Here is a 23,929-nt window from a genome sequence, read left to right on the forward strand (position 1 = left end):
AAAGCGCGGGAAAAAGGGGCTATCGGTCCAATAGGCGGGGCGCGCATCGCACGCGCCCCGGAATACTCAGCGCGGCGGCTGCTTGTCGTCCCACACGCCCGGCTCCAGCTGCGATTTCAGCTCCGGGTAACGGTTGGCGTCGAAGGTCGGCAGCTTGCCCAGGCGGCGCTGGCGATGGTAGTCGTCGGCCAGCTTCAGCGCGACCCGCGACAGCAGCAAGATAGCCGTCAGGTTGGTGATCGCCATCAGCGCCATGGAGGTATCCGCCATTTTCCACACCAGCGGCAGCTCCGCCAGCGCGCCGAACATCACCATGCCCAGCGCCACGCAGCGGAAAATCAACAGGCCGCCTGGGTGGTTGTGCTCGAGGAACACCAGGTTGCTCTCGGCATAGGCGTAGTTGGCGATGATCGACGTAAAGGCGAAGAAGAAGATGGCGATGGCGACGAACGGAGTCCCCCAACTGCCGACGGCGGTCGACAGCGCGCGCTGGGTCAGATCGATGCCGCTGATGCTGTCGGTCGGCTGATCGAGAATGCCGGAAGAGAGGATGATCGCCGCGGTGGCGCTGCAGATGACGATGGTGTCGATAAATACCCCGAGCATCTGCACGTAGCCCTGTGAAGCGGGATGCGGCGGATAAGGCGAGGCGGACGCCGCCGCGTTGGGCGCCGATCCCATGCCGGCTTCATTGGAGAACAGGCCGCGCTGCACGCCCTGGGTCATCGCCTGGGAGATACCGTAACCGACGGCGCCGGCCGCGGCTTCCTGCAGACCAAAGGCGCTTTTGAAGATCAGCGTCAGGATCGCCGGCATGTGCTCGATGTTATGGCCAATCACCCAGAGAGCCAGCAGCAGGTAGGCGCCGGCCATCAGCGGCACCACCAGCTCGGCCACTTTGGCGATGGAGCGGATGCCGCCGAAGATCACCACGCCGCTCAGCAGCACCAGGCCAATACCGACGTGCAGCGGCTGTAAATGGAAGGCGACGGCGGAGGCCTGCGCGATGGAGTTGGCCTGTACGGCGTTGAACACCAGGCCGAAAGCGATGATCAGGAAAATGGAGAACAGCACGCCCATCCAGCGCATGCCGAGTCCCTTTTCCATGTAATAGGCCGGGCCGCCGCGGTAGTTGCCGTTGTCGTCTTTGGTTTTGTAGAGCTGAGCCAGCGAGCTTTCCACAAATGACGTGGCCATGCCGATAAACGCCACCACCCACATCCAGAAGATGGCGCCGGGGCCGCCGGCGGTGAGGGCAATGGCGACGCCGGTCAGGTTGCCGGTGCCGACGCGCGCCGCCAGCGTGGTACACAGCGCCTGGAAAGAGGAGATGCCGGCGCTGTCGCTTTTATTGCTGTTTTTCAACACCGAGAACATGTGGCTAAAGTGGCGGAGCTGGATAAAACGGGTGCGCAGCGTGAAGTAAATGCCGGTGCCGAGCAGCAGATAAATCAGCACCGACCCCCACAAAATGTTGTTTATAAAATTCATCAGGTCCGTCAAGGGATCCCTCCTCCTTATCGAAATGTCATGCGCACCTGGCAGCATCCACCGCAGGTGAGAAATATTGGCCTATTTTTTACAAGAGCTTAGCTGGAATCGGTCCGGCTTCAGGCGATTAAGATTTTTCGCAGATTGGCGGACGAATTGCATCAATTTTTTCGAATTTAACATAATTTATTCGGGCGATAGCACGTTATTGCCTTTCCATCCGCTCGGTAATGGCGAAAGATATCGGCGTAAACGGTTGCTCGCCCAAGGATAAAACAGATGCTTGCGCGCCGCGGTTTTCCAGCCTTGCACCGGGCTTGGCGCATGTTATTATCAGGGCAGGGCATGGTTGAACAATGCCAAAAGTTCATGCACAAACGATGAGATAATGCCAACATGACCGACAAATTAACTTCCCTGCGCCAGCTGACTACAGTGGTTGCAGATACGGGTGATATCGCGGCAATGAAGCTGTATCAACCGCAGGACGCCACAACCAACCCTTCGCTGATCCTCAATGCAGCCCAAATTCCTGAATACCGCAAACTGATTGACGAAGCCATCGCCTGGGCGCGCGGCCAGAGCAGCGATCGCGAGCAGCAGATCGCCGACGCCGCCGACAAGCTGGCGGTCAACATCGGTCTGGAGATCCTCAAACTGGTTCCGGGCCGCATTTCCACCGAGGTTGACGCGCGTCTGTCTTACGACACCGTCGCCAGCGTGGCCAAGGCCAAGCGCCTGATCAAGCTGTACAACGAAGCCGGCATCAGCAACGATCGCATTCTGATCAAACTGGCCTCGACCTGGCAGGGCATCCGCGCGGCGGAGCAGCTGGAGAAAGAAGGCATCAACTGTAACCTGACGCTGTTGTTCTCCTTCGCTCAGGCTCGCGCCTGCGCCGAAGCCGGCGTTTACCTGATCTCGCCGTTCGTCGGCCGTATCCTCGATTGGTACAAAGCCAACGGCGACAAGAAAGAGTTCGCGCCGCACGAAGATCCGGGCGTGATCTCCGTGACCGAGATTTACCAGTACTACAAACAACACGGTTACAACACCGTAGTGATGGGCGCCAGCTTCCGCAACGTTGGCGAAATCATCGAGCTGGCCGGCTGCGACCGCCTGACCATCGCCCCTGCGCTGCTGAAAGAGCTGGCGGAGAGCGAAGGCGCGCTGGAGCGCAAACTGTCTTACACCGGTGAAGTGAAGGCGCGTCCTGCCGCACTGACCGAACCTGAGTTCTACTGGCAGCACAACCAGGATCCGATGGCGGTCGAGAAACTGACCGACGGCATCCGCAAGTTCGCCGTAGACCAGGGCAAACTGGAAAAAATGATCGCCGACCTGCTGTAATTCCCGCAGATCGCGCAGTAAAAAGGTGGCTCAGGCCACCTTTTTTTATGCCCGACGCTCCCGCCGGCGGGGGAAGCCCTTATACTCTCGGCAATGACAACAGAACGGGAGACGAACCCGTTCGGACCCCATCAGGCTGTAGAGGTTACGCATGGATATTTTACGTATTGGTTTGGTTTCCGTTTCTGACCGCGCTTCCGGCGGCGTATACCAGGATAAAGGCATTCCGGCGCTGGAGGAGTGGCTGGCCGGCGCGCTGGCGACGCCGTTCAAGCTGGAAACCCGGCTGATCCCCGATGAGCAGACGCAAATTGAACAAACGCTGTGTGAGCTGGTGGACGAAATGGGCTGCCATCTGGTGCTGACCACCGGCGGCACCGGGCCGGCGCGTCGCGACGTCACCCCCGACGCCACGCTGGCGATCGCCGATCGCGTGATGCCCGGCTTCGGCGAGCAAATGCGCCAGATCAGCCTACACTATGTGCCAACGGCAATTCTTTCTCGCCAGGTGGGGGCGATCCGCAAGCAGGCGCTGATCATCAATCTGCCCGGCCAGCCAAAGTCGATCAAGGAAACGCTGGAAGGGGTGAAGGACGAGCAGGGCAATGCGGTGGTGCACGGCATCTTCGCCAGCGTGCCTTATTGCATTCAGCTGCTCGACGGGCCTTATGTCGAAACGCATGCCGCAGTGGTAGCAGCATTTCGGCCAAAGAGCGCGCGTCGCGAGATAAACCTCTAAATTTCAGCAATCTGCGAGATCGGCTTCAGCCCGTTTGGTGTGAAAATAATTTGCCGCTATAGTAAGGATTCTTTTACAGAAAGCCTGCGGCTTTTATTTTTACAGCCTTTACCGACGGTGCCCTATGCCTCACGACACTAATCGCCGGCTGAACCGGCAAGACTACAAAACGCTGACGTTGGCCGCGTTGGGCGGCGCGTTGGAGTTTTACGACTTCATTATCTTCGTATTCTTCGCCGCCGTGGTCGGCGACCTGTTCTTCCCGGCGGACATGCCGGAATGGCTGCGGCTGGTGCAAACCTTCGGCATTTTCGCCGCCGGCTATCTGGCCCGCCCGCTGGGCGGCATCGTGATGGCGCACTTCGGCGATCTGGTCGGCCGCAAAAAGATGTTTACCCTGAGCATTCTGCTGATGGCGTTGCCGACGCTGGCGATGGGCCTGCTGCCGACCTACGCCAGCATCGGCATCGCCGCGCCGCTGTTGCTGCTGCTGATGCGCGTGCTGCAGGGGGCGGCGATCGGCGGTGAGGTGCCGGGCGCCTGGGTCTTCGTCGCCGAACACGTGCCGCGCCGGCGCATCGGTTTCGCCTGCGGCACGCTGACCGCCGGGCTGACGGTGGGTATCCTGCTGGGATCGGTGGTGGCGACGGTGATCAACACCACGCTTAGCCCGCAGAGCATTGCCGGCGGCGGCTGGCGTATTCCATTCCTGCTGGGCGGCATGTTCGGCCTGGTGGCGATGTACCTGCGCCGCTGGCTGCAGGAAACGCCGATCTTCATCGAGATGCAGGCGCGCAAAGCGCTGGCCGAGGAGCTGCCGCTGAAATCGGTGGTGCTCAACCACAAACGGGAAGTGGCGGTGTCGATGCTGCTGACCTGGCTGCTCTCCGCCGGTATCGTGGTGGTGATCCTGATGACCCCGACCTATCTGCAAAAACAGTTCGGCATTGCGCCGGCCCTGACGCTGCAGGCCAACAGCATCGCCACCATCATGCTGATCGCCGGCTGCATCGTCGCCGGTTTGTCGGCCGATCGCTTCGGCGCCAGCAAAACGCTGGTGGTCGGCAGTTTGCTGCTGGCCGGCTGCAGCTGGCTGTTCTATCAGACGGTGGGCGTGCGCCCGGAAATGCTGTTCGCCTGCTATGCGTTGGTGGGTTTCAGCGTAGGCGTGGTGGGGGCCGTGCCGTACGTGATGGTGCGGGCCTTCCCGGCGGAAGTGCGGTTTACCGGCATCTCGTTCTCATATAACGTCTCGTACGCTATTTTTGGCGGTTTAACCCCTATTTTTGTGACGCTGATCATGAAATTAACCCCGTTAGCGCCCGCTTACTATGTGCTGGCGCTGTCGCTTATCGGGCTGCTGCTCGGTGTCTACCTGCATCGCGACCTGAACAGCGAAGCCGGCGAGCGGCGAGCCGGTTCCTACAGCTAAAAAAAAAGCCCTGCATTGCAGGGCTTTTTCGTCAGGGGCGGGCGATTACGCCGTGACCGGCGATGCCGCGACGCGGGCCGAGGCCGGTTCGCCAATCGGCAGCACGGTGCGGCCGTATTGCTCGTTGAGCACTTCGGCCATCGCCAGGTAGATGGCGCTGGCGCCGCAGATGATGCCCTCATAACCGGCGAAGGTCAGCAGCGCGTGGTTGCCGGTGATGTTGCCGACGGCCAGCAGGGCGAACAGCAGCGTCAGGCTGGCGAACACGAACTGCAGCACGCGGTTGGCGCCCAGGGTGCCGAAGAACATGAACAGGGTGAAGACGCCCCACAGCGCCAGGTAGATGCCCAACACGTGCGCTTCGGTGGCTTCCGCCAGGCCCAAACGCGGCAGCAGCAGCAGGCCGACCAGGCTCAGCCAGAAGCTGCCGTAGGCGGTGAATGCGGTCATGCCGAAGGTGTTGCCCTTCTTGTACTCCAGCAGACCGGCCAGGATCTGGGCCAGGCCACCGAAGAAAATCCCCATGCTGATGATGGCGGAGTTCAGTGGGAAAAAGCCCGCGTTGTGCAGGTTCAGCAAGACGGTGGTCATCCCGAAGCCCATCAGGCCGAGAGGGCCGGGATTCGCCAACTTGTTGGTGTGCATAAGTCCTCTGCGATAACAGAAAATTAACGGAAACAGCGAAGTAAAATCATAAATGGTCTGAATGGCCAAAAAATCGAAGTTTTCCATCAGAGCGCGCGCATCATAATGATCCCCGCAGCCGGAAACAATGATCTGAATGACGATAAAAAAAGAAATTTTTTTTGCCTTGCCCCTTGATGCCGAGCTGGATGGCCCCATCTTATTTGCAACCGCAGCTGCTAACCGCGGGTCGCACTGAGATATCGGGCAGTTGAAAAGCAAAAAATCGCCCGCATATAGGTTAGCAACCTGACTGACTTATGAATTTTTTAGTGGAGACGTTTAGATGGGCAAAATTATTGGTATCGACCTGGGTACTACCAACTCTTGCGTAGCAATTATGGATGGTGCCAAGGCACGCGTGCTGGAAAACGCCGAGGGCGACCGCACCACTCCTTCTATTATCGCATATACCCAGGACGGTGAAACTCTGGTTGGCCAGCCGGCTAAGCGTCAGGCAGTGACCAACCCTGAAAACACCCTGTTCGCCATCAAGCGCCTGATCGGCCGCCGCTTCCAGGATGAAGAAGCGCAGCGCGACAAAGCGATCATGCCTTACAAAATCATCGAAGCCGACAACGGCGACGCCTGGCTGGAAGTGAAAGGCCAGAAAATGGCTCCGCCGCAGATCTCTGCGGAAGTGCTGAAGAAAATGAAGAAAACGGCGGAAGATTACCTGGGCGAACCGGTAACTGAAGCGGTTATCACCGTACCGGCTTACTTCAACGACGCCCAGCGTCAGGCGACTAAAGACGCCGGCCGCATCGCGGGTCTGGAAGTCAAGCGCATCATCAACGAACCGACCGCGGCGGCCCTGGCCTACGGCCTGGACAAAGAAGTCGGCAACCGCACCATCGCGGTTTATGACCTGGGCGGCGGTACTTTCGATATCTCCATCATCGAAATCGACGACGTTGACGGCGAAAAAACCTTCGAAGTGCTGGCGACCAACGGTGACACCCACCTGGGCGGCGAAGACTTCGACAGCCGTCTGATCAACTACCTGGTGGAAGAGTTCAAGAAAGATCAGGGCATCGATCTGCGCAACGATCCGCTGGCGATGCAGCGTCTGAAAGAAGCCGCCGAGAAAGCGAAGATCGAACTGTCTTCCGCTCAGCAGACCGACGTTAACCTGCCGTACATCACGGCAGATGCGACCGGTCCAAAACACATGAACATCAAGGTGACTCGCGCCAAACTCGAGTCGCTGGTTGAAGATTTGGTGGCGCGCTCCATCGAGCCGCTGAAAGTGGCGCTGAAAGACGCAGGCCTGTCGGTTTCCGACATCCAGGACGTGATCCTGGTGGGCGGCCAGACCCGTATGCCAATGGTGCAGAAGAAAGTCGCAGACTTCTTCGGCAAAGAGCCGCGTAAAGACGTGAACCCGGACGAAGCGGTTGCCGTGGGCGCTGCGGTACAGGGCGGCGTGTTGGCCGGTGATGTGAAAGACGTTCTGCTGCTGGACGTTACCCCGCTGTCGCTGGGTATCGAAACCATGGGCAGCGTGATGACGCCGCTGATCACCAAAAACACCACGATCCCGACCAAGCACAGCCAGGTGTTCTCTACTGCGGAAGACAACCAGTCTGCGGTCACCATCCACGTGCTGCAGGGTGAGCGTAAGCGCGCCAGCGATAACAAATCTCTGGGCCAGTTCAACCTGGACGGCATCCAGGCGGCACCGCGCGGCATGGCGCAGATCGAAGTCACCTTCGACATCGATGCCGACGGCATTCTGCACGTGTCTGCCAAAGACAAGAACACCGGTCGTGAGCAGAAGATCACCATCAAGGCGTCTTCTGGCCTGAACGAGGACGAAATCCAGAAAATGGTGCGCGACGCCGAGCTGAACGCTGAAGCTGACCGCAAGTTCGAAGAGCTGGTACAGACTCGCAACCAGGCGGATCACCTGATCCACGGCACGCGCAAACAGCTGGAAGAAGCGGGCGACAAACTGCCGGCGGAAGACAAAACGGCGATCGAAGCGGCGCTGAAAGATCTGGAAGCGGCGGTGAAAGGCGAAGACAAAGCCGAGATCGAAGCGAAGACCCAGGCGTTGGTGCAGGTTTCCGGCAAGCTGCTGGAAATGGCTCAGGCGCAGCAGGCTCAGCAGGGTGCTGACGCCGGCGCGGACAACGCGGCGCAGAAAGAAGACGACGTGGTTGACGCCGAGTTCGAAGAAGTTAAAGACAAAAAATAATCGCCCTTAAGCGGGCACGGGGCGGCCGAGATGCCGCTCCCGGAAACCAGCACGGGCGTCGAGGCAACTCTGCGCCCGTGCACGCATGTTAAGGGTAAGCGAAAGAATGGCGAAGAAAGACTATTACGAGATTCTCGGCGTCAGCAAGACGGCGGATGAACGTGAGATCAAAAAGGCGTACAAACGCCTGGCGATGAAATACCATCCTGACCGCAACCAGGAGCAAGACGCCGAAACCAAGTTTAAAGAAGTTAAAGAAGCTTACGAAGTCCTGACCGACGACCAGAAACGCGCGGCTTACGATCAGTACGGGCACGCGGCCTTTGAACAGGGCGGCATGGGCGGCGGCGGCTTTGGCGGCGGCGCCGACTTCAGCGATATCTTTGGCGACGTGTTTGGCGACATCTTTGGCGGAGGCCGCCGTCAGCGCGCCAGCCGCGGTTCCGATCTGCGCTATAACATGGAGCTGACCCTCGAGGAAGCGGTACGTGGCGTCACCAAAGAGATCCGCATCCCGACGCTGGAAGAGTGCGACGTCTGCCACGGCAGCGGCGCCAAGCCGGGCAGTTCGCCGGTCACCTGCCCAACTTGTCATGGTCAGGGCCAGGTGCAGATGCGTCAGGGCTTCTTCACCGTGCAGCAGGCGTGTCCGCATTGCCATGGCCGCGGTCAGATCATCAAAGATCCGTGCAACAAATGCCATGGCCACGGCCGGGTAGAAAAATCCAAAACGCTGTCGGTGAAAATTCCGGCCGGCGTGGATACCGGCGATCGCATCCGCCTGGCGGGTGAAGGCGAAGCCGGCGAGCACGGCGCACCGGCGGGCGATCTGTACGTTCAGGTGCAGGTGAAGGCGCACCCGATCTTCGAGCGTGAAGGCAACAACCTGTACTGCGAAGTGCCGATCAACTTTGCCATGGCGGCGCTGGGCGGCGAGATTGAAGTGCCGACGCTGGATGGCCGGGTGAAACTGAAGGTGCCTTCGGAGACCCAAACCGGCAAGCTGTTCCGCATGCGCGGCAAGGGCGTGAAATCGGTGCGCGGCGGCAGCCAGGGCGACCTGCTGTGTCGCGTGGTGGTGGAAACCCCGGTCAATCTGAACGACAAGCAGAAGCAGCTGTTGCGTGAGCTGGAAGAGAGCCTTGGCGGCCCGTCCGGCGACAAGAACAGCCCGCGTTCGAAGAGCTTCTTCGACGGGGTGAAAAAGTTCTTTGACGATCTGACTCGCTAACCTTCTGTTTCTGTTAGCTTATGCGCGAACCCCGGGCTTCTGTCCCGGGGTTTTTATTTGCGCGCCAAACCGCTAATCCCTTATATAAATGTGACTTATTCGTGCTTTTTATCGGTTTTTTCGAGCTGTTTAGCATTTATAAACTTATTTTTTCGAACTAAAACGCCCTCTATACTCACTTCATGACTGTGCTTCGCAGGGCGCTACGCCTTGCTCAGATTTGGAGAGACGTATTGTGACCAACATCATTCGTCAATTTTTACGTCAGGAAGCCGCGGGCGGCATCATCCTGATCGCGGCGGCGATCGTCGCTTTGATCATGGCCAACAGCCCGGCGCAGGGGATCTACCAGGCATTCCTTAACCTGCCGGTGATGGTGAAGGTAGCTTCGCTGGAGATCGCCAAGCCGCTGCTGCTGTGGATCAACGACGGGCTGATGGCCATCTTCTTCCTGGTGGTGGGGCTTGAGGTCAAGCGCGAGCTGATGCAAGGCTCACTGTCCGGGCGTGACAAGGCGGTGTTTCCGGCGATCGCCGCACTGGGCGGCATGCTGGCGCCGGCGCTGATTTACCTGTTGTTCAACGGCGCGGATGAAGTTACCCGCCAGGGTTGGGCGATCCCGGCCGCGACCGATATCGCCTTCGCGTTGGGCGTGATGGCGTTGCTGGGCAACCGCGTGCCGACCAGCCTGAAAGTGTTCCTGTTGGCGCTGGCGATCATCGATGACCTGGGCGTGATCATCATCATCGCGCTGTTCTACACCCACGAAGTGTCGATGATCGCGCTGGGCGTGGCGGCCGCGGCGACGGTGCTGCTGGCGGTGATGAACTGGCGCGGCGTGGGCAAAACCTCGTTGTATATGATGGTCGGCCTGGTGTTGTGGGTGGCGATCCTCAAGTCCGGGGTGCACGCGACGCTGGCCGGGGTGATCGTCGGCTTTATGATCCCGCTGAACGTGAAGAAGGGGCTATCGCCGTCGGAAACGCTGGAGCATGAGCTGCACCCGTGGGTGGCGTTCATGATCCTGCCGCTGTTCGCTTTCGCCAACGCCGGGGTCTCTCTGCAGGGCGTATCGCTGGAGGGATTGACCTCGCTGCTGCCGGTTGGGATTGCGGCCGGTCTGTTTATCGGCAAGCCGCTGGGGATTTTCCTCTTCAGCCTGCTGGCGGTGAAAATGGGCATTGCCCGCTTGCCTGAGGGGATCGGCTTCAAACAGGTGTTTGCCGTTTCGGTGCTCTGTGGTATTGGTTTCACCATGTCGATTTTCATCGCCTCGCTGGCGTTCGGCGAGGCCGATGCGGCGCTCAGCACCTATTCCCGTCTGGGGATCCTGTTGGGCTCCACCGCCGCGGCGGTGGCGGGGTACGGATTACTGCGTCTGGCGTTGCCGCGCGTGCGTTAATCCTGCCGGTGCCCGGCAGGGGCGCACAATAAAATGGCTGGTCGGAGCTGTGCGGTATAAAATATGTGCAGCTTCGGCCGTTCTTCGTTGGGACTAATGGGGCTATACGTTGTCTGAAGCAGGGAAAGGAAGTTTGTCGCTCGTCACGGCACACCGTTTGCCGCTGCGAAACGTTGTTAAGGAGAGCCGCTCGTGAGGATGTCGCATATCAACTTTAATCACCTTTACTATTTCTGGCAGGTCTGCAAGGCCGGTTCCGTGGTCGGCGCCGCTGAAGCGTTGTTCCTGACGCCGCAGACCATCACCGGCCAGATCAAAGCGCTGGAAGAGCGGTTGGACGGCAAGCTGTTCAAGCGCCAGGGGCGCGGGTTGGTGCCTTCGGAGCTGGGGCAGCTGGTGTTCCGCTATGCCGACAAGATGTTCATGCTCAGCCAGGAAATGCTGGATATCGTCAACTACCGCAAAGAGTCCAACCTGTTGTTCGACGTCGGCGTGGCGGATGCGCTGTCGAAGCGGCTGGTCAGCCAGGTATTGGAAACGGCGGTGGTGGTGGACAACGAGCAGATCCACCTGCGTTGTTTTGAATCGACACACGAGATGCTGCTGGAGCAGCTCAGCCAGCACAAGCTGGATATGATCCTGTCGGATTGCCCGGTGGACTCCAGCCAGCAGGAAGGGCTGTTCTCGCTGAAGCTGGGCGAGTGCGGCATCAGTTTCTTCTGCCGCCAGCCGGCGCCGGAGTTGCCGTTCCCGGCCTGTCTGGAGCAGCGCAAGTTGCTGATCCCCGGCCGCCGCTCGATGCTGGGGCGCAAGCTGCTTAACTGGTTCAATACGCAGGGCATTCAGGTGGAGATCCTGGGCGAGTTCGACGATGCGGCGCTGATGAAGGCCTTCGGCATGTACCACAACGCGATTTTCGTGGCGCCGACGCTGTATGCGCAGGATACCTACAACGATGACAACGTGGTGGAGATTGGGCGCATCGACAGCGTGCAGGAGGAGTATTACATTATCTTCGCCGAGCGCATGATCCAGCATCCGGCGGTGCAGCGGGTGTGCAACAAAGACTTCTCGGCGCTGTTTTCCTGCTAGCGGTTCACTGAACGCAGGGCGTAAAAAAACCGGCCTGAGCCGGTTTTTTTATCAAGCAGATAACGAAATGCTTATTGCATTGCGTTGATGCGTGCAGTCAGGTTTGACTTATGACGCGCTGCTTTGTTTTTGTGGATCAGGCCTTTAGCTGCCTGACGGTCCACCAGTGGCTGCATTACCAGGAATGCATTTTGTGCTGCTTCTTTGTCGCCAGCTGCGATAGCTGCGTCTACCTTCTTGATGAAGGTACGCACCATTGAGCGACGGCTTGCGTTATGCTTGCGGCGTTTCTCAGACTGTACGGCGCGTTTCTTAGCTGATTTGATATTAGCCAAGGTCCAACTCCCAAATATATTCTATTGAGGACAATTCAAAGGCCGAGGAATATGCCCTTTTAGCCTTCGTTTGTCAATGGATTTGTGCAAATAAGCGCCGTTTGTACAGGCGGCACTCGCTACGTTGTGATGGCGCAGGATTTTACCAGCTTCGCTCTTGGGAATACAGTGTTTCGCGAGAAAATTCGCCAATGATTTGCCGCGGCGGGCGCAAGCCGTTGGCCGCGGTCGAGAATCGGCCCGGCGGCGCGGGATAAACTGCGGTGAAGCCGTTTCACGCGCAGATTATCTCCGGTATGGTATGTCTATTACATAAAGGCACCAATCGCGGGTTAACCTTACCGGCTGTACAAGGTATAATCCGCCGATTTCCACTGTTTTGAGCCAGCTATGGAGCTAATTCGCGGCATTCACAATATCCGGGCGCGCCACCATGGTTGCGTGCTCACCATCGGCAACTTTGACGGCGTACACCGCGGTCATCAGGCGCTGCTGGAGCAGTTGAAGCAACAAGGGCAACGCCTCGGGCTGCCGGTGATGGTCATGATCTTTGAGCCGCAGCCGCTGGAGATGTTCGCCGCAGACAAGGCGCCGGCCCGTTTGACGCGCCTGCGCGATAAGGCCAACTATCTGGCGCAGGCGGGCGTTGATTACCTGCTGTGCGTCAAGTTCGATCCGCGTTTTGCCGCCAACACCGCGCAGGCGTTCGTCGCCGAGCTGCTGGTGGAGAAGCTCGGCGTCAAATTCCTGATGGTGGGGGATGATTTTCGCTTTGGCGCCGGGCGTCAGGGCGATTTTCCGCTATTACAGCAGGCCGGAAAAGAGTACGGCTTCGACGTGGTCAGCACCCCGACCTTCCGCGAAGGCGACCGGCGCATCAGCAGTACGGCGATCCGCACTGCGCTGAGCGAGGACGATCTGCCGCTGGCGGAGACCCTGTTGGGCCACCCGTACAGCATCTCCGGGCGCGTGGTGCACGGCGATGAGCTGGGCCGCACCATCGGCTTCCCGACCGCCAACCTGCCGCTCAAGCGCCTGGTGGCGCCGGTGAAAGGGGTGTATGCGGTGGAGGTGTACGGCCTGGGGCCGCAGCCGCTGCCGGGCGTGGCCAACATCGGCACGCGCCCGACCGTCGCCGGCGTGCGCCAGCAGCTGGAAGTGCATCTGCTGGATGTCACAATGGATCTTTACGGGCGCCATATTGAGGTGGTGCTCCGCGCAAAATTGCGCAACGAACAACGGTTTGCTTCGCTCGATGCCCTGAAGCAGCAAATCGCCAATGATGTGGTGACGGCCCGGAAGTTCTTCGGGTTAAAAACACTGGTTTAATCGTTTACCCTAAACAATTCGAGTTGCACCGCGGCGGCAACCGCGCGAACCCCGATGAGCTTGCACAGGCAAGTGATTCGGGTGAGAAAGGGCGGCCGACAAAGATGCAGCTTGAAGTGTGACGGGTAAATAGCCGAAAACGGAAACGAGAATCTCATGAGTGACTACAAGAATACCCTGAACTTGCCGGAAACAGGGTTCCCGATGCGCGGCGATCTCGCCAAGCGCGAGCCTGGCATGCTGCAACGTTGGTATGAACAGGATCTGTACGGGATTATTCGTACTGCCAAAAAGGGCAAAAAAACCTTCATTTTGCATGACGGCCCTCCGTATGCGAACGGCAGCATTCACATTGGTCACTCGGTTAACAAGATTCTCAAAGACATTATCATCAAGTCGAAAGGGATGGCCGGCTTCGACTCGCCTTATGTGCCGGGTTGGGATTGCCACGGCCTGCCTATCGAACTGAAGGTTGAGCAGCTGTACGGCAAACCGGGCGAGAAGCTGACGGCGGCCGAGTTCCGCCAGAAGTGCCGCGAGTACGCGGCCGAGCAGGTTGAAGGCCAGAAGAAGGACTTCATCCGCCTGGGCGTGCTGGGCGACTGGGATCGTCCATACCTGACCATGGACTTCAAAACCGAAGCCAACATCATCCGCGCGCTGGGCAAGATCATCAGCAACGGCCACCTGCTGAAAGGCGCCAAGCCGGTTCACTGGTGCACCGACTGCGGCTCGTCGCTGGCGGAAGCGGAAGTGGAGTATTACGACAAGACTTCGCCGTCGATCGACGTGTCCTTCCATGCGGCCGACGCGGCTGCCGTGGCGGCCAAGTTCGGCGTGAGCCACTTCAACGGCGCCATCTCGCTGGTTATCTGGACCACCACGCCGTGGACCTTGCCGGCCAACCGCGCGATCTCGCTGCACCCGGACTTCACCTATCAACTGGTGCAGGTTGACGGCCAGTGCCTGATCCTGGCGGCCGAACTGGTGGAAAGCGTGATGAAACGCGCCGGCATCACCGAGTGGACGGTGCTGGGCAGCTGCAAAGGCGCCGATCTGGAGCTGCTGCGCTTCAAACACCCGTTCATGGACTTCGACGTGCCGGCAATCCTCGGCGAGCATGTGACCCTGGACGCCGGTACCGGTGCGGTGCACACAGCGCCGGGTCACGGCCCGGACGACTTCGTGATCGGCCAGAAATACGGCCTGGAAGTGGCCAACCCGGTAGGGCCGAACGGCTGCTACCTGACCGGCACCTACCCGCTGCTGGACGGCAAGTTCGTCTTCAAGGCCAACGATCTGATCGTCGATCTGCTGCGCGAGAAAGGCGCGCTGCTGCACGTCGAGAAGTTCCTGCACAGCTATCCGTGCTGCTGGCGCCACAAGACGCCAATCATCTTCCGCGCCACGCCGCAATGGTTCATCAGCATGGATCAGAAAGGCCTGCGTCAGCAGTCGCTGGAAGAGATCAAGGGCGTGCAGTGGATCCCGGATTGGGGCCAGGCGCGCATCGAGATGATGGTGGCCAACCGCCCGGACTGGTGCATCTCGCGTCAGCGTACCTGGGGCGTGCCGATGTCGCTGTTCGTGCACAAAGAGACCGAGCAGCTGCACCCGCGCACCGTTGAGCTGATGGAAGAAGTGGCCAAGCGCGTCGAGCAAGACGGCATTCAGGCCTGGTGGGATCTGGACGCGGCCGACATCCTCGGCGCGGAAGCCGCCGACTACGTGAAAGTGCCGGATACGCTGGACGTGTGGTTCGATTCCGGTTCTACCCACGCCTCCGTTGTCGACGTGCGTCCTGAATTCAACGGCCACGGCGCCGACATGTATCTGGAAGGCTCCGACCAACACCGCGGCTGGTTCATGTCATCGCTGATGATTTCCACCGCGATGAAGGGCAAGGCGCCATACAAGGAAGTGCTGACCCACGGCTTCACCGTCGACGGCCAGGGCCGCAAGATGTCCAAGTCGATCGGCAACACCGTCAGCCCGCAGGACGTAATGAACAAGCTGGGCGGCGACATTCTGCGTCTGTGGGTGGCGTCGACCGATTACACCGGCGAGATCGCGGTGTCCGACGAGATCCTCAAGCGTTCCGCCGACTCTTACCGCCGCATCCGCAACACCGCGCGCTTCCTGCTGGCCAACCTGAACGGGTTCGAGCCAAGCACCGATTGCGTGGCGCCGGAAGACATGGTGGTGCTGGATCGCTGGGCGGTCGGCCGCGCGCTGGCGGCGCAGCAGGATATCGAGCAGGCTTATGCCAACTACGATTTCCACGAAGTGGTGCAGCGCCTGATGCAGTTCTGTTCGGTCGAGATGGGCTCCTTCTACCTGGATATCATCAAGGATCGTCAGTATACCGCCAAGAGCGACAGCGTCGCCCGCCGCAGCTGCCAGACCGCGCTGTATCACATCGTCGAAGCGCTGGTGCGCTGGATGGCGCCGATCATGTCGTTCACCGCAGACGAGATCTGGGGCTTCATGCCGGGCAAACGCGCGCAGTACGTGTTCACCGAAGAGTGGTACGACGGCCTGTTCGGGCTGGCGGAAGGCGAGCCGATGAACGACGCTTTCTGGGCTGAGCTGCTGAAAGTGCGCGGCGAAGTGAACAAGGTGCTGGAGCAGGCGCGTGCGGACAAACGCCTCGGCGGTTCGCTGGAAGCGGCGGTGACGCTGTATGCCGACAGCGAGTTGGCGGCGCGTCTGAACAGCCTGCAGGATGAGCTGCGCTTTGTGCTGCTGACCTCTGCGGCAAGCGTTGCGCCATTGGCGGAGGCGCCGGCCGACGCGCAGGCCTCCGAGCTGCTGAAAGGGCTGAAGATCGCCTTCAGCACGGCGCCAGGTGAGAAGTGCCCGCGCTGCTGGCATTACACCACCGATATCGGCCTGGTGGCGGAGCATGCAGACATCTGCGGCCGCTGTGTGAGCAACGTCGCCGGTGACGGCGAGAAGCGTAACTTTGCCTGAGAACTTGCGCCTGATGAGTAAACCAATTTGTTCGACCGGCCTGCGTTGGCTGTGGGTTGTAGTGGCGGTGCTGGCGCTGGATTTTGGCAGCAAACAGTGGATCCTCGCTAACTTTACGCTGGGCCAGTCCCAGCCGTTGATCCCGTCGTTCAACCTGTTTTACGCGCGCAACTACGGCGCCGCGTTCAGCTTCCTGGCCGATCATGGCGGTTGGCAACGCTGGTTCTTCGCCGGCATCGCCATCGCCATCGTCGCGGTGCTGCTGGTGATGATGTACCGCAGCGCGGCGCAGCAGAAGCTGAACAACATCGCCTACGCCTTTATCATCGGCGGGGCGTTGGGCAACCTGTTCGATCGCCTGTGGCACGGTTTCGTGGTCGATTTCATCGACTTTTACGTCGGTGACTGGCACTACCCGACCTTCAATCTGGCGGACAGCTTTATCTGCGTGGGCGCGGCGATGATCGTGCTGGAAGGTTTCCTGTCGCCGGCGAACAAAGGCGCAAAGAGCAAAGGTGAGTAATATGACGGCTCAGGTTATCAGTGACAGCGCGGTGCTGGTTCACTTTACGCTGAAACTGGAAGACGGTTCGACCGCCGAATCCACCCGCAGCAGCGGCAAACCGGCGCTGTTCCGCCTGGGTGACGGCAGCCTGTCGGCGCCGCTGGAAGAGCAGCTGCTCGGCCTGCGCGCGGGCGACAAGCGCGCCTTTACCCTGCAGCCGGAAGCGGCGTTCGGCGCGGAGAACCCGGATCTGGTCCAGTTCTTCTCGCGCCGCGACTTCGCGGAAACCGGCGTGCCGGACGTGGGCACCATCATGCTGTTTACCGCGATTGACGGCAGCGAAATGCCGGGCGTGGTGCGCGCGGTGGCGGAAGATTCGATCACCGTCGATTTCAACCATCCGCTGGCGGGCCATCCGGTGACCTTCGACATCGAAGTGCTGGAGATCGATCCGCAGCAGGAGGAGACGCATGCAAATATTGCTGGCTAACCCGCGCGGCTTCTGCGCCGGGGTTGATCGTGCGATCAGCATCGTGGAACGCGCGCTGGAGCTGTATGGCGCGCCGATCTACGTACGGCATGAAGTGGTGCACAACCGCTACGTGGTCGACAGCCTGCGTGAGCGTGGCGCCGTGTTTATCGAAGAGATCGCCGAAGTGCCGGACGGCTCTATCCTGATCTTCTCGGCGCACGGCGTGTCTCAAGCCGTGCGCGCCGAAGCCAAGGCGCGCGATCTGACCATGCTGTTCGACGCCACCTGTCCGCTGGTGACCAAGGTGCATATGGAAGTGGCGCGCGCCAGCCGCCGCGGCACCGAAGCGATTCTGATCGGCCATGCCGGGCACCCGGAGGTGGAAGGCACCATGGGCCAGTACAGCAACCCGCAGGGCGGCATGTACCTGGTCGAATCGCCGGAAGACGTGTGGAAGCTGCAGGTGAAAGACGAAAACAACCTGTGCTTCATGACGCAGACCACGCTGTCGGTTGATGATACCTCGGACGTGATCGATGCGCTGCGTCAGCGCTTCCCGAGCATTATCGGTCCGCGCAAGGATGACATTTGCTACGCCACCACCAACCGTCAGGAAGCGGTGCGTAACCTGGCCGGCGATGCGGACGTGGTGCTGGTGGTGGGGTCGAAGAACTCTTCCAACTCTAACCGTCTGGCCGAACTGGCGCAGCGCGTGGGCAAACCGGCTTATCTGATCGATTCGGCGGCGGATATTCAGGAAAGTTGGCTGAGCGAAGCGCGCAACATCGGCGTCACCGCCGGCGCTTCGGCGCCGGACGTGCTGGTGCAGGAGGTGATCTCTCGCCTGAAAGCGCTGGGCGGTGTCGACGTGCATGAAATCAGCGGGCGTGAAGAGAACATCGTGTTCGAAGTGCCGAAAGAGCTGCGCGTGGACGTCCGGCAGATTGACTGAGGTGCGTGAGTGAATGACAACGGGGAGCTTAGGCTTCCCGTTTTTTTTGGGAATGCCAACGGCATTAAAAATAAAATGCTGAGCATATTCAAATTTTCTGCTAACTAAAGCCAAATTTATTCTGAGTATTTGAAATAGCGGTGGCGTCATTAATTATATAGGCTGAATGAAGTCATTAAATAGAATATCATTAGGCTGCAATCTAAATAGGGCCTGGTGTCGTCAACGTGATTACAATAATTACAATAGTAGTCTTGCAGATGTTTCTTATTTTATTCTTGTCGAATCTGTTCTAGGTCGTTTAATCCTTTCTCCTTTAAATAGAGCTTCATATGCTCCAGCAATCGCCGGACTTTTAATGGCTGGATCTCCCGTCGCGGCATAATGGCATAGCAATTAATTTCCGGTAATCGCCAGTCGGGCAATATTTCAATCAGCTCGCCGCTGCGCAACTCTCGCTCGACGTTGGCGAAGAAATTGCGAATGATGCCTTTGCCGGTCAGCGCCAGCTCCTTCATCGCCATGCCGCTGTTGGTGAACAGTCGCCCGGTCATGCGCATGCGGTGCTCGCCGCCGTCGCGATGGATCAGGCGAACAAACTGCGGATTGCCGAGCGGCGTAAAGGTGACCCAGTGATGTTGCGTCAGCGCCTGTGGCGAATCCGGCACCCCGTAGTTCGCCAGGTAGGCCGGGGAGGCGCACAGCACTTCGCGGCAGCGCGCCAGCCGCGTGGAGACGTAGCTGGAGTCAGCCAGCGCGCCGCCGCGTATCGCCAGATCGATGCGTTGCGCGATGAGGTCTATTCTCTCATCGTGGATTTCCAACCGCAGCGTGATGCGCGGGTGTTCGTCGAGGAAGCTCTGCAGCGCCGGCACCAGATAATGGGTGGCGAATTCGGTCGAGGTGGCGACGCGCAGTTCACCGACCAGCTCGCCGCGCAGCGCGGCGATCCGCTGTTGCCCGCGCTCGGCGGCGTGGATCATCAGCAGACAATCTTCATAAAAGCACAATCCGGCTTCGGTCAGGCTCAATGAGCGCGTCGATCGCAACAGTAATTGAATACCCAGATGTTCCTCCAGCTGGCGAATATGCTGGCTGACGGCGGAGGTCGTCATGCCCAATTCTTTTGCCGCCATGCTGAATGCGCCACAATCGACCACTTTTGAGAAAATGGCCATGCGTTTTAAAATATTGCTCATAGTTTGTTAAGCACAACTTAACCTAGATTGTGAGTTATACGGGCTAATAATATAGCACCATCTTTCCTATATTACCTGAAGCATATAAACGCCGGGCTGATTATTATTTTGCATGCGCTTTATCTCTTTTTGATAAATCTTATTGCGCTTGCCAATAATACACCCGCGCCACATCGCAACAGGAGCTCATTGTGGATAGCGCACAGAAAAAAGAAGAGATAGCATTAAAAATCCTACGTGAATTATTGCAATATCGACGTCGCCTCATCGCCGACGATGCTTCTCTGGCTGAAGAGGAGCGGCAGGTCACTCAGGTGCAATTGCCGCGCATTCGGGCATTCATTGAAAACGACCAGCGCATCGAATTCGTGCTGCCGGCTTTTCCGACCAAGTCACCCAACGCCAATAAAGTGATAGGCGCGGTGCCGGACATGGCGGAGCGGCTGTCGCTGATCTTCCTCAACTCGCTGTGCCAGCGCATTCAACTCTATTACCCGCCGGGCGCGCATATCGTTATCTGTTCCGACGGCCACGTGTTCGGCGATCTGATCCGCGTCAGCGACGAAGCGATCAACCATTATCAACGAGAGATTGAAAACCTGCTGCATGAAGTGGGCGCAACTCACCTGAGCGTGTTCAACCTTGGCGATGTCAAAGGCCTGGCGGAGCATACCGATGACTACGATCTGCTGCGCCGGCTGTTGGTGGACGGTTATGCCGAATCGGAAGAGGCGATCAAGCGCCAGCTGATGCAGGACGAGCAGGGATTAATGCTGTATCGCGCCATCACGCGCTTCTTATATGAAGACAGCCTCCTGCCGGGCTACAGCGGTTCCAACGCCGCGCTGCAAAAAGACGCCAAACGGCGCGCCTGCGGCGTTATCCAGCGCAGCTGGGCCTGGGGCAACCTGCTGGCCCAGCATTTCCCGGCGGCGATCCGCCTGTCGATTCACCCGCAGCCGGCCGACAGCCTGAAGATAGGCATCCACATGATGCCGACCAAAGACGACTGGCTGACGCCGTGGCATGGCGTGGCGGCCAACGTGAACGGCCAGTTCGTGCTGATGAAGCGTAAAGACGCGCAGAGCCTGGACGGCGAGTTGGTTGAGATCCGCGGCACGCCGAGCCATTACCTGATCGAACAACCGCAGATGGCCTGAGGCCGCTGCATGCTTTTGCGCCCGAAATCCTGACGGGCGCCTTTTTGACGGCACGTTGCCATGTGAGCAGCACATTCGATGCAAGGAGAATCACTATGAACAACCAACCGCTTAATTGCCACATTCAACCGAACACCCCGTTCGGCGCGATCCTGACGCCGCAGCATCCGGGGCAAAAGGTCAGCGAGCTGCCGGTGGCGGCGCTGCGAGCGCTGGCGCAGGAGCACCACTTGCTGGTGCTGCGCGGATTCGACTCCGGTTTCAGCGAGCCGGAAGTCCTGACTCGCTATGCCGAACAGTGGGGCGAGATCATGATGTGGCCGTTCGGTGCGGTGCTGGACGTGAAGGAACATCCGGACGCCAAGGATCATATCTTCGACAGCAGCTACGTCCCGCTGCATTGGGATGGCATGTATAAGCCGACCATCCCCGAGTTCCAGTTATTCCACTGCGTGGCGGCGCCGTCGCCGGACGAAGGCGGATGTACCACCTTCGTCGACACCACGCGCTTGCTGGCCAATGCGGACGAAGCGTTGCTGGAGCAGTGGCTGTCGGTGTCTATCACCTACCGCATCAAGCAGGTGGTGCATTACGGCGGCGAAGTCTGTTCGCCGCTGGTGGTGCAGCACCCGAACGGCAGAGGATTGATCATGCGCTACAATGAACCGCCGACGGAGGGAAAAAAATTCCTCAACCAGCACGCGCTGGAATATCACGGCGTGCCGGCGCAGCAGCAGGAACAGTTCCACCGTACTCTGCAGCAGCACCTGTACGATCCGTGTCACTATTATGCCCACCAGTGGCAACAGGGTGACGTGGTGGTCGCGGACAACTTCTCGCTGCTGCACGGCCGCGAGGGCTTTACCGCCCGTTCCGCGCGTCATTTGCAGCGCGTGCATATTCAAAGCAATCCGGTGTGCGCCAATCTGGCGCTGAAGCCGGCCAACGCAGAAGCTTAAAAGGAGCATTATGGCAAGGATACTGATGGCGGCGGTCGCCACTCCGGGGCACGTCTACCCGATGTTAGCCATCGCTCGCCACCTGATCGCCCAAGGGCATCAGGTGCGGGTGATGACCGGCGCGCTGTTCCGCGAACGCGCCGAAGCGGCTGGGGCGAGCTTCGTGCCGTTCGACGCGCAGGTGGACTTCGACTATCGCCACCTGGAGGCGCATTTCCCCGAGCGCGCCGCGCTGCCGCCGGGCAATGCGCAGATGGCGCTGGCGCTGAAAGATTTCTTCGCCGCGCCGATCCCACTGTTGGATCGTCAGCTGCGTGCGGCCATCGCCGCCGAAAAGACCGATCTGCTGATGGTGGAGAACTGCTTCTACGGCGTGCTGCCGCTGCTGCAGTCCGCCGAACGGCCGCCGGTCTTCGGGATCGGCGTCACGCCGCTGTCGTATTCTTCGCGCGACGCCATTTTCTATGGCCCGCGCATCCCGCCGGCGCTGCTGCCGCGGGCGCTGACCCGCGAGCAATTGGTGGATGAAGCGACGCGGGTGTTGCTTGATGAGGTGCAGCAAAGCTTTGATGCCGCGCTGGTGCAAGCGGGCGGGCGGCCGCTGAATCGCCCGTTTACCGATGCGTTGATCGGCGGCTGCGAGCGTTTCCTGCAGTTGGCCACCACGGCGCTGGAATATGAGCGCGACGACCTGCCGAGCGGCGTGCGCTTCGTCGGGCCGCTGCGCAGCGGTGGTCAACCGGCCGCGGAAGAGGCGCTGTGGGAGGAGGACGATCGTCGGCCGCTGGTGATCGTGTCTCAGGGCACGCTGGCCAATGTCGATCTGCATCAGCTGATCGTGCCGACGCTGCAGGCGCTGGCGCATCTGCCGGTGCGGGTGTTGGCCACCACCGGCGGGCGGGCGACCGAAGGGCTGATGGACGCGTTGCCGGACAACGCCCGAGTGCGGGCGTTTATCTCCTTCGAACACTGGTTGCCGCAGGCGGCGCTCTTGATCACCAACGGCGGTTACGGCTCGATCAACTATGCGCTGGACAGCGGCGTGCCGCTGATTGTCGCCGGCACCGGTGAGGACAAGCTGGAGGCGGCCGCGCGCGTGGTGGCCGCCGGTTGCGGCATCAGCCTGCATACCAGCACGCCAAGCGCGGAACAAATACTGGCGGCAGCGACGCGCATTCTGCAACAGCCGATCTATCGCCGGCGCGCGGCGCTGGTGCAGGAGGACTATGCTCGCCACGATGCGCTGACGGCGATAGCCAACGAAGTGGCCGCCATTACCGCTTGACCCCGCCGCACTCCGTTCCTCAGGCGCCGTTTTCGGCGCCTTTTTTCTGCATTTTCTTGCAATGAAAACTGCATGATTATGTACAATCGTCGCAGGCCGCCAAATCGGTTGAATGTTAATCTCATGACAGCGCCGCTGATGAAAGAAGCGCAATATCATAATTTTCTAATTATGAAATGAATCCTCTGGCGGCGCTGCAGCGGGGCAGTTACCCTGAATCGATAGGTTAATGGGATACGCGTTACATCAAGAAGAGAGCAAGCATGAAAGATTCACAAATCCGCATTGCGATTGCGGGCGCCGGCGGCCGGATGGGCCGTCAATTGATCCAGGCGGTACAGCAGGCGGAAGGCGTGGTGTTGGGGGCGGCGCTGTCACGACCGGGATCGAGCCTGGTCGGCGTTGATGCCGGCGAGCTGGCGGGCATCGGCGCGCTGGGCGTCAAGGTGAGTGACAGTCTGGATAAAGTGGCGAGCGAGTTCGATATTTTGATCGACTTCACCCGCCCTGAAAGCACCCTGGGCTACCTGGAATTTTGCGTGGCGCACCACAAGGCGATGGTGATCGGCACCACCGGCTTCGATGACGCCGGCAAACAGGCGATCCGCGCTGCGGCGCAGCACATCGGCATCGTGTTCGCCGCCAACTTCAGCGTCGGCGTCAACCTGGTGCTGAAACTGCTGGAGAAGGCCGCGCAGGTGATGGGCGACTACACCGACATCGAAATCGTTGAGGCGCACCACCGCCACAAAGTGGATGCGCCGTCGGGCACGGCGTTGGCCATGGGCGAAGCGATCGCCGGCGCGCTGGGGCGCGATCTGAAAAACTGTGCGGTCTATGCGCGCGAAGGCCATACCGGCGAACGCGATCCGAAAAGCATCGGCTTTGCCACCATTCGCGCCGGCGACATCGTCGGCGAGCACACCGCGATGTTCGCCGACATCGGTGAACGGGTGGAAATCACCCACAAGGCCTCCAGCCGCATGACTTTCGCCAGCGGCGCGGTGCGCGCGGCTTCCTGGCTTCGGAGTCGGGATAAAGGTCTGTTTGATATGCGAGATGTATTGAATTTGGACCAGTTATAATTGATTTGTATACCATCGTGATGTGGTTGTATTGGTCGTAATGCTATGATAATA

The 23,929-nt window shown here is 59.6% G+C and carries 20 protein-coding genes; 16 read left to right on the forward strand and 4 right to left on the reverse strand.

Annotated features, from left to right (window positions below):
• Positions 1-66: 66 nt before the first annotated feature.
• Positions 67-1,503, reverse strand: coding sequence for an alanine/glycine:cation symporter family protein (locus ACJ8J1_RS20500; RefSeq protein ID WP_004932985.1), 1,437 nt, complete (start codon positions 1,501-1,503; stop codon positions 67-69).
• A gap of 384 nt (positions 1,504-1,887) precedes the next feature.
• Between ACJ8J1_RS20500 and tal the strand changes: the two genes are divergently transcribed.
• The 3 genes from tal (at position 1,888) to ACJ8J1_RS20515 (ending at position 5,012) form a co-directional block, all read left to right on the forward strand.
• Positions 1,888-2,841 carry a transaldolase gene (tal, locus tag ACJ8J1_RS20505; protein WP_004932982.1) on the forward strand — a complete coding sequence of 318 codons (954 nt, stop codon included), beginning with the start codon at positions 1,888-1,890 and terminating at the stop codon, positions 2,839-2,841.
• A gap of 151 nt (positions 2,842-2,992) precedes the next feature.
• Entirely contained in the window at positions 2,993-3,580 is a 588-nt protein-coding gene (gene mog, locus ACJ8J1_RS20510) for a molybdopterin adenylyltransferase (RefSeq protein WP_015376607.1), read from the forward strand.
• Positions 3,581-3,704: 124 nt separating this feature from the next.
• The gene (locus ACJ8J1_RS20515) at positions 3,705-5,012 is read left to right on the forward strand and encodes an MFS transporter (RefSeq protein ID WP_033641814.1); all 1,308 of its coding nucleotides are present in this window, start codon (positions 3,705-3,707) and stop codon (positions 5,010-5,012) included.
• Positions 5,013-5,057: 45 nt separating this feature from the next.
• On the opposite strand, the gene satP is transcribed toward ACJ8J1_RS20515, so the two are convergent.
• Positions 5,058-5,657 (reverse strand): acetate uptake transporter, encoded by a 600-nt coding sequence (gene satP / locus ACJ8J1_RS20520; RefSeq protein ID WP_033644189.1) that lies wholly within the window; start codon positions 5,655-5,657, stop codon positions 5,058-5,060.
• A gap of 325 nt (positions 5,658-5,982) precedes the next feature.
• On the opposite strand from satP, the gene dnaK reads away from it, so the two are divergent.
• The 4 genes from dnaK to nhaR all read left to right on the forward strand — a co-directional run bounded on the left by dnaK (position 5,983) and on the right by nhaR (position 11,621).
• On the forward strand, positions 5,983-7,896 hold the full coding sequence (gene dnaK, locus ACJ8J1_RS20525; RefSeq protein WP_033641815.1) for a molecular chaperone DnaK: 1,914 nt from the start codon (positions 5,983-5,985) through the stop codon (positions 7,894-7,896).
• Between the two features lie 106 nt (positions 7,897-8,002).
• Positions 8,003-9,127 (forward strand): molecular chaperone DnaJ, encoded by a 1,125-nt coding sequence (gene dnaJ, locus ACJ8J1_RS20530; RefSeq protein ID WP_004932969.1) that lies wholly within the window; start codon positions 8,003-8,005, stop codon positions 9,125-9,127.
• Positions 9,128-9,362: 235 nt separating this feature from the next.
• Positions 9,363-10,529, forward strand: a complete 1,167-nt coding sequence (nhaA, locus tag ACJ8J1_RS20535; protein ID WP_033641816.1) for a Na+/H+ antiporter NhaA — start codon at positions 9,363-9,365, stop codon at positions 10,527-10,529.
• Between the two features lie 192 nt (positions 10,530-10,721).
• Positions 10,722-11,621 carry a transcriptional activator NhaR gene (gene nhaR / locus ACJ8J1_RS20540; RefSeq protein ID WP_004932962.1) on the forward strand — a complete coding sequence of 300 codons (900 nt, stop codon included), beginning with the start codon at positions 10,722-10,724 and terminating at the stop codon, positions 11,619-11,621.
• Positions 11,622-11,692: 71 nt separating this feature from the next.
• Here nhaR and rpsT read toward each other — a convergent pair whose 3' ends face one another.
• Complete coding sequence (gene rpsT, locus ACJ8J1_RS20545) at positions 11,693-11,956, reverse strand: 30S ribosomal protein S20 (protein WP_004932960.1); 264 nt, start codon at positions 11,954-11,956, stop codon at positions 11,693-11,695.
• Positions 11,957-12,346: 390 nt separating this feature from the next.
• Here rpsT and ribF point away from each other — a divergent pair, with 390 nt between their 5' ends.
• From ribF to ispH, 5 genes are all read left to right on the forward strand, one after another.
• Entirely contained in the window at positions 12,347-13,285 is a 939-nt protein-coding gene (gene ribF / locus ACJ8J1_RS20550) for a bifunctional riboflavin kinase/FAD synthetase (protein WP_033641817.1), read from the forward strand.
• Positions 13,286-13,441: 156 nt separating this feature from the next.
• A complete protein-coding gene (ileS, locus tag ACJ8J1_RS20555; RefSeq protein WP_033641818.1) occupies positions 13,442-16,258 on the forward strand; it encodes an isoleucine--tRNA ligase in 2,817 nt (938 codons plus the stop codon).
• 13 nt (positions 16,259-16,271) lie between these two features.
• Complete coding sequence (lspA, locus tag ACJ8J1_RS20560) at positions 16,272-16,781, forward strand: signal peptidase II (RefSeq protein ID WP_025301524.1); 510 nt, start codon at positions 16,272-16,274, stop codon at positions 16,779-16,781.
• 1 nt (position 16,782) lies between these two features.
• On the forward strand, positions 16,783-17,253 hold the full coding sequence (gene fkpB, locus ACJ8J1_RS20565; protein ID WP_016929135.1) for an FKBP-type peptidyl-prolyl cis-trans isomerase: 471 nt from the start codon (positions 16,783-16,785) through the stop codon (positions 17,251-17,253).
• Complete coding sequence (gene ispH, locus ACJ8J1_RS20570) at positions 17,234-18,187, forward strand: 4-hydroxy-3-methylbut-2-enyl diphosphate reductase (RefSeq protein WP_033641819.1); 954 nt, start codon at positions 17,234-17,236, stop codon at positions 18,185-18,187. Before fkpB ends, ispH begins: the two co-directional genes overlap by 20 nt.
• A gap of 272 nt (positions 18,188-18,459) precedes the next feature.
• On the opposite strand, the gene ACJ8J1_RS20575 is transcribed toward ispH, so the two are convergent.
• On the reverse strand, positions 18,460-19,386 hold the full coding sequence (locus ACJ8J1_RS20575; protein ID WP_033641820.1) for a LysR family transcriptional regulator: 927 nt from the start codon (positions 19,384-19,386) through the stop codon (positions 18,460-18,462).
• 191 nt (positions 19,387-19,577) lie between these two features.
• Here ACJ8J1_RS20575 and pvcA point away from each other — a divergent pair, with 191 nt between their 5' ends.
• The 4 genes from pvcA (at position 19,578) to dapB (ending at position 23,875) form a co-directional block, all read left to right on the forward strand.
• Complete coding sequence (pvcA, locus tag ACJ8J1_RS20580; RefSeq protein ID WP_033641821.1) at positions 19,578-20,546, forward strand: L-tyrosine isonitrile synthase; 969 nt, start codon at positions 19,578-19,580, stop codon at positions 20,544-20,546.
• 95 nt (positions 20,547-20,641) lie between these two features.
• A complete protein-coding gene (locus tag ACJ8J1_RS20585) occupies positions 20,642-21,505 on the forward strand; it encodes a TauD/TfdA dioxygenase family protein (RefSeq protein ID WP_033641822.1) in 864 nt (287 codons plus the stop codon).
• A 25-nt stretch (positions 21,506-21,530) separates the two neighbouring features.
• Positions 21,531-22,790, forward strand: coding sequence for a glycosyltransferase (locus tag ACJ8J1_RS20590; protein WP_033641823.1), 1,260 nt, complete (start codon positions 21,531-21,533; stop codon positions 22,788-22,790).
• 263 nt (positions 22,791-23,053) lie between these two features.
• On the forward strand, positions 23,054-23,875 hold the full coding sequence (gene dapB / locus ACJ8J1_RS20595) for a 4-hydroxy-tetrahydrodipicolinate reductase (RefSeq protein WP_033641824.1): 822 nt from the start codon (positions 23,054-23,056) through the stop codon (positions 23,873-23,875).
• The last annotated feature ends 54 nt before the right edge of the window (positions 23,876-23,929 follow it).

The sequence above is a fragment of the Serratia sp. CY37869 genome (genome assembly GCF_052168895.1).
In the GTDB taxonomy this organism is placed as follows: Bacteria; Pseudomonadota; Gammaproteobacteria; order Enterobacterales; family Enterobacteriaceae; genus Serratia; species Serratia ureilytica.

Bases quoted from the DNA above. Each gene is read 5' to 3' on its own strand.
- tal (WP_004932982.1), top strand. From the start codon at position 1,888: ATGACCGACAAATTAACTTCCCTGCGCCAGCTGACTACAGTGGTTGCA.
- mog (WP_015376607.1), top strand. From the start codon at position 2,993: ATGGATATTTTACGTATTGGTTTGGTTTCCGTTTCTGACCGCGCTTCC.
- ACJ8J1_RS20515 (WP_033641814.1), top strand. From the start codon at position 3,705: ATGCCTCACGACACTAATCGCCGGCTGAACCGGCAAGACTACAAAACG.
- satP (WP_033644189.1), bottom strand. From the start codon at position 5,657: ATGCACACCAACAAGTTGGCGAATCCCGGCCCTCTCGGCCTGATGGGC.
- dnaK (WP_033641815.1), top strand. From the start codon at position 5,983: ATGGGCAAAATTATTGGTATCGACCTGGGTACTACCAACTCTTGCGTA.
- dnaJ (WP_004932969.1), top strand. From the start codon at position 8,003: ATGGCGAAGAAAGACTATTACGAGATTCTCGGCGTCAGCAAGACGGCG.
- ribF (WP_033641817.1), top strand. From the start codon at position 12,347: ATGGAGCTAATTCGCGGCATTCACAATATCCGGGCGCGCCACCATGGT.
- ileS (WP_033641818.1), top strand. From the start codon at position 13,442: ATGAGTGACTACAAGAATACCCTGAACTTGCCGGAAACAGGGTTCCCG.
- lspA (WP_025301524.1), top strand. From the start codon at position 16,272: ATGAGTAAACCAATTTGTTCGACCGGCCTGCGTTGGCTGTGGGTTGTA.
- fkpB (WP_016929135.1), top strand. From the start codon at position 16,783: ATGACGGCTCAGGTTATCAGTGACAGCGCGGTGCTGGTTCACTTTACG.
- ispH (WP_033641819.1), top strand. From the start codon at position 17,234: ATGCAAATATTGCTGGCTAACCCGCGCGGCTTCTGCGCCGGGGTTGAT.
- ACJ8J1_RS20575 (WP_033641820.1), bottom strand. From the start codon at position 19,386: ATGAGCAATATTTTAAAACGCATGGCCATTTTCTCAAAAGTGGTCGAT.
- ACJ8J1_RS20585 (WP_033641822.1), top strand. From the start codon at position 20,642: ATGAACAACCAACCGCTTAATTGCCACATTCAACCGAACACCCCGTTC.
- ACJ8J1_RS20590 (WP_033641823.1), top strand. From the start codon at position 21,531: ATGGCGGCGGTCGCCACTCCGGGGCACGTCTACCCGATGTTAGCCATC.
- dapB (WP_033641824.1), top strand. From the start codon at position 23,054: ATGAAAGATTCACAAATCCGCATTGCGATTGCGGGCGCCGGCGGCCGG.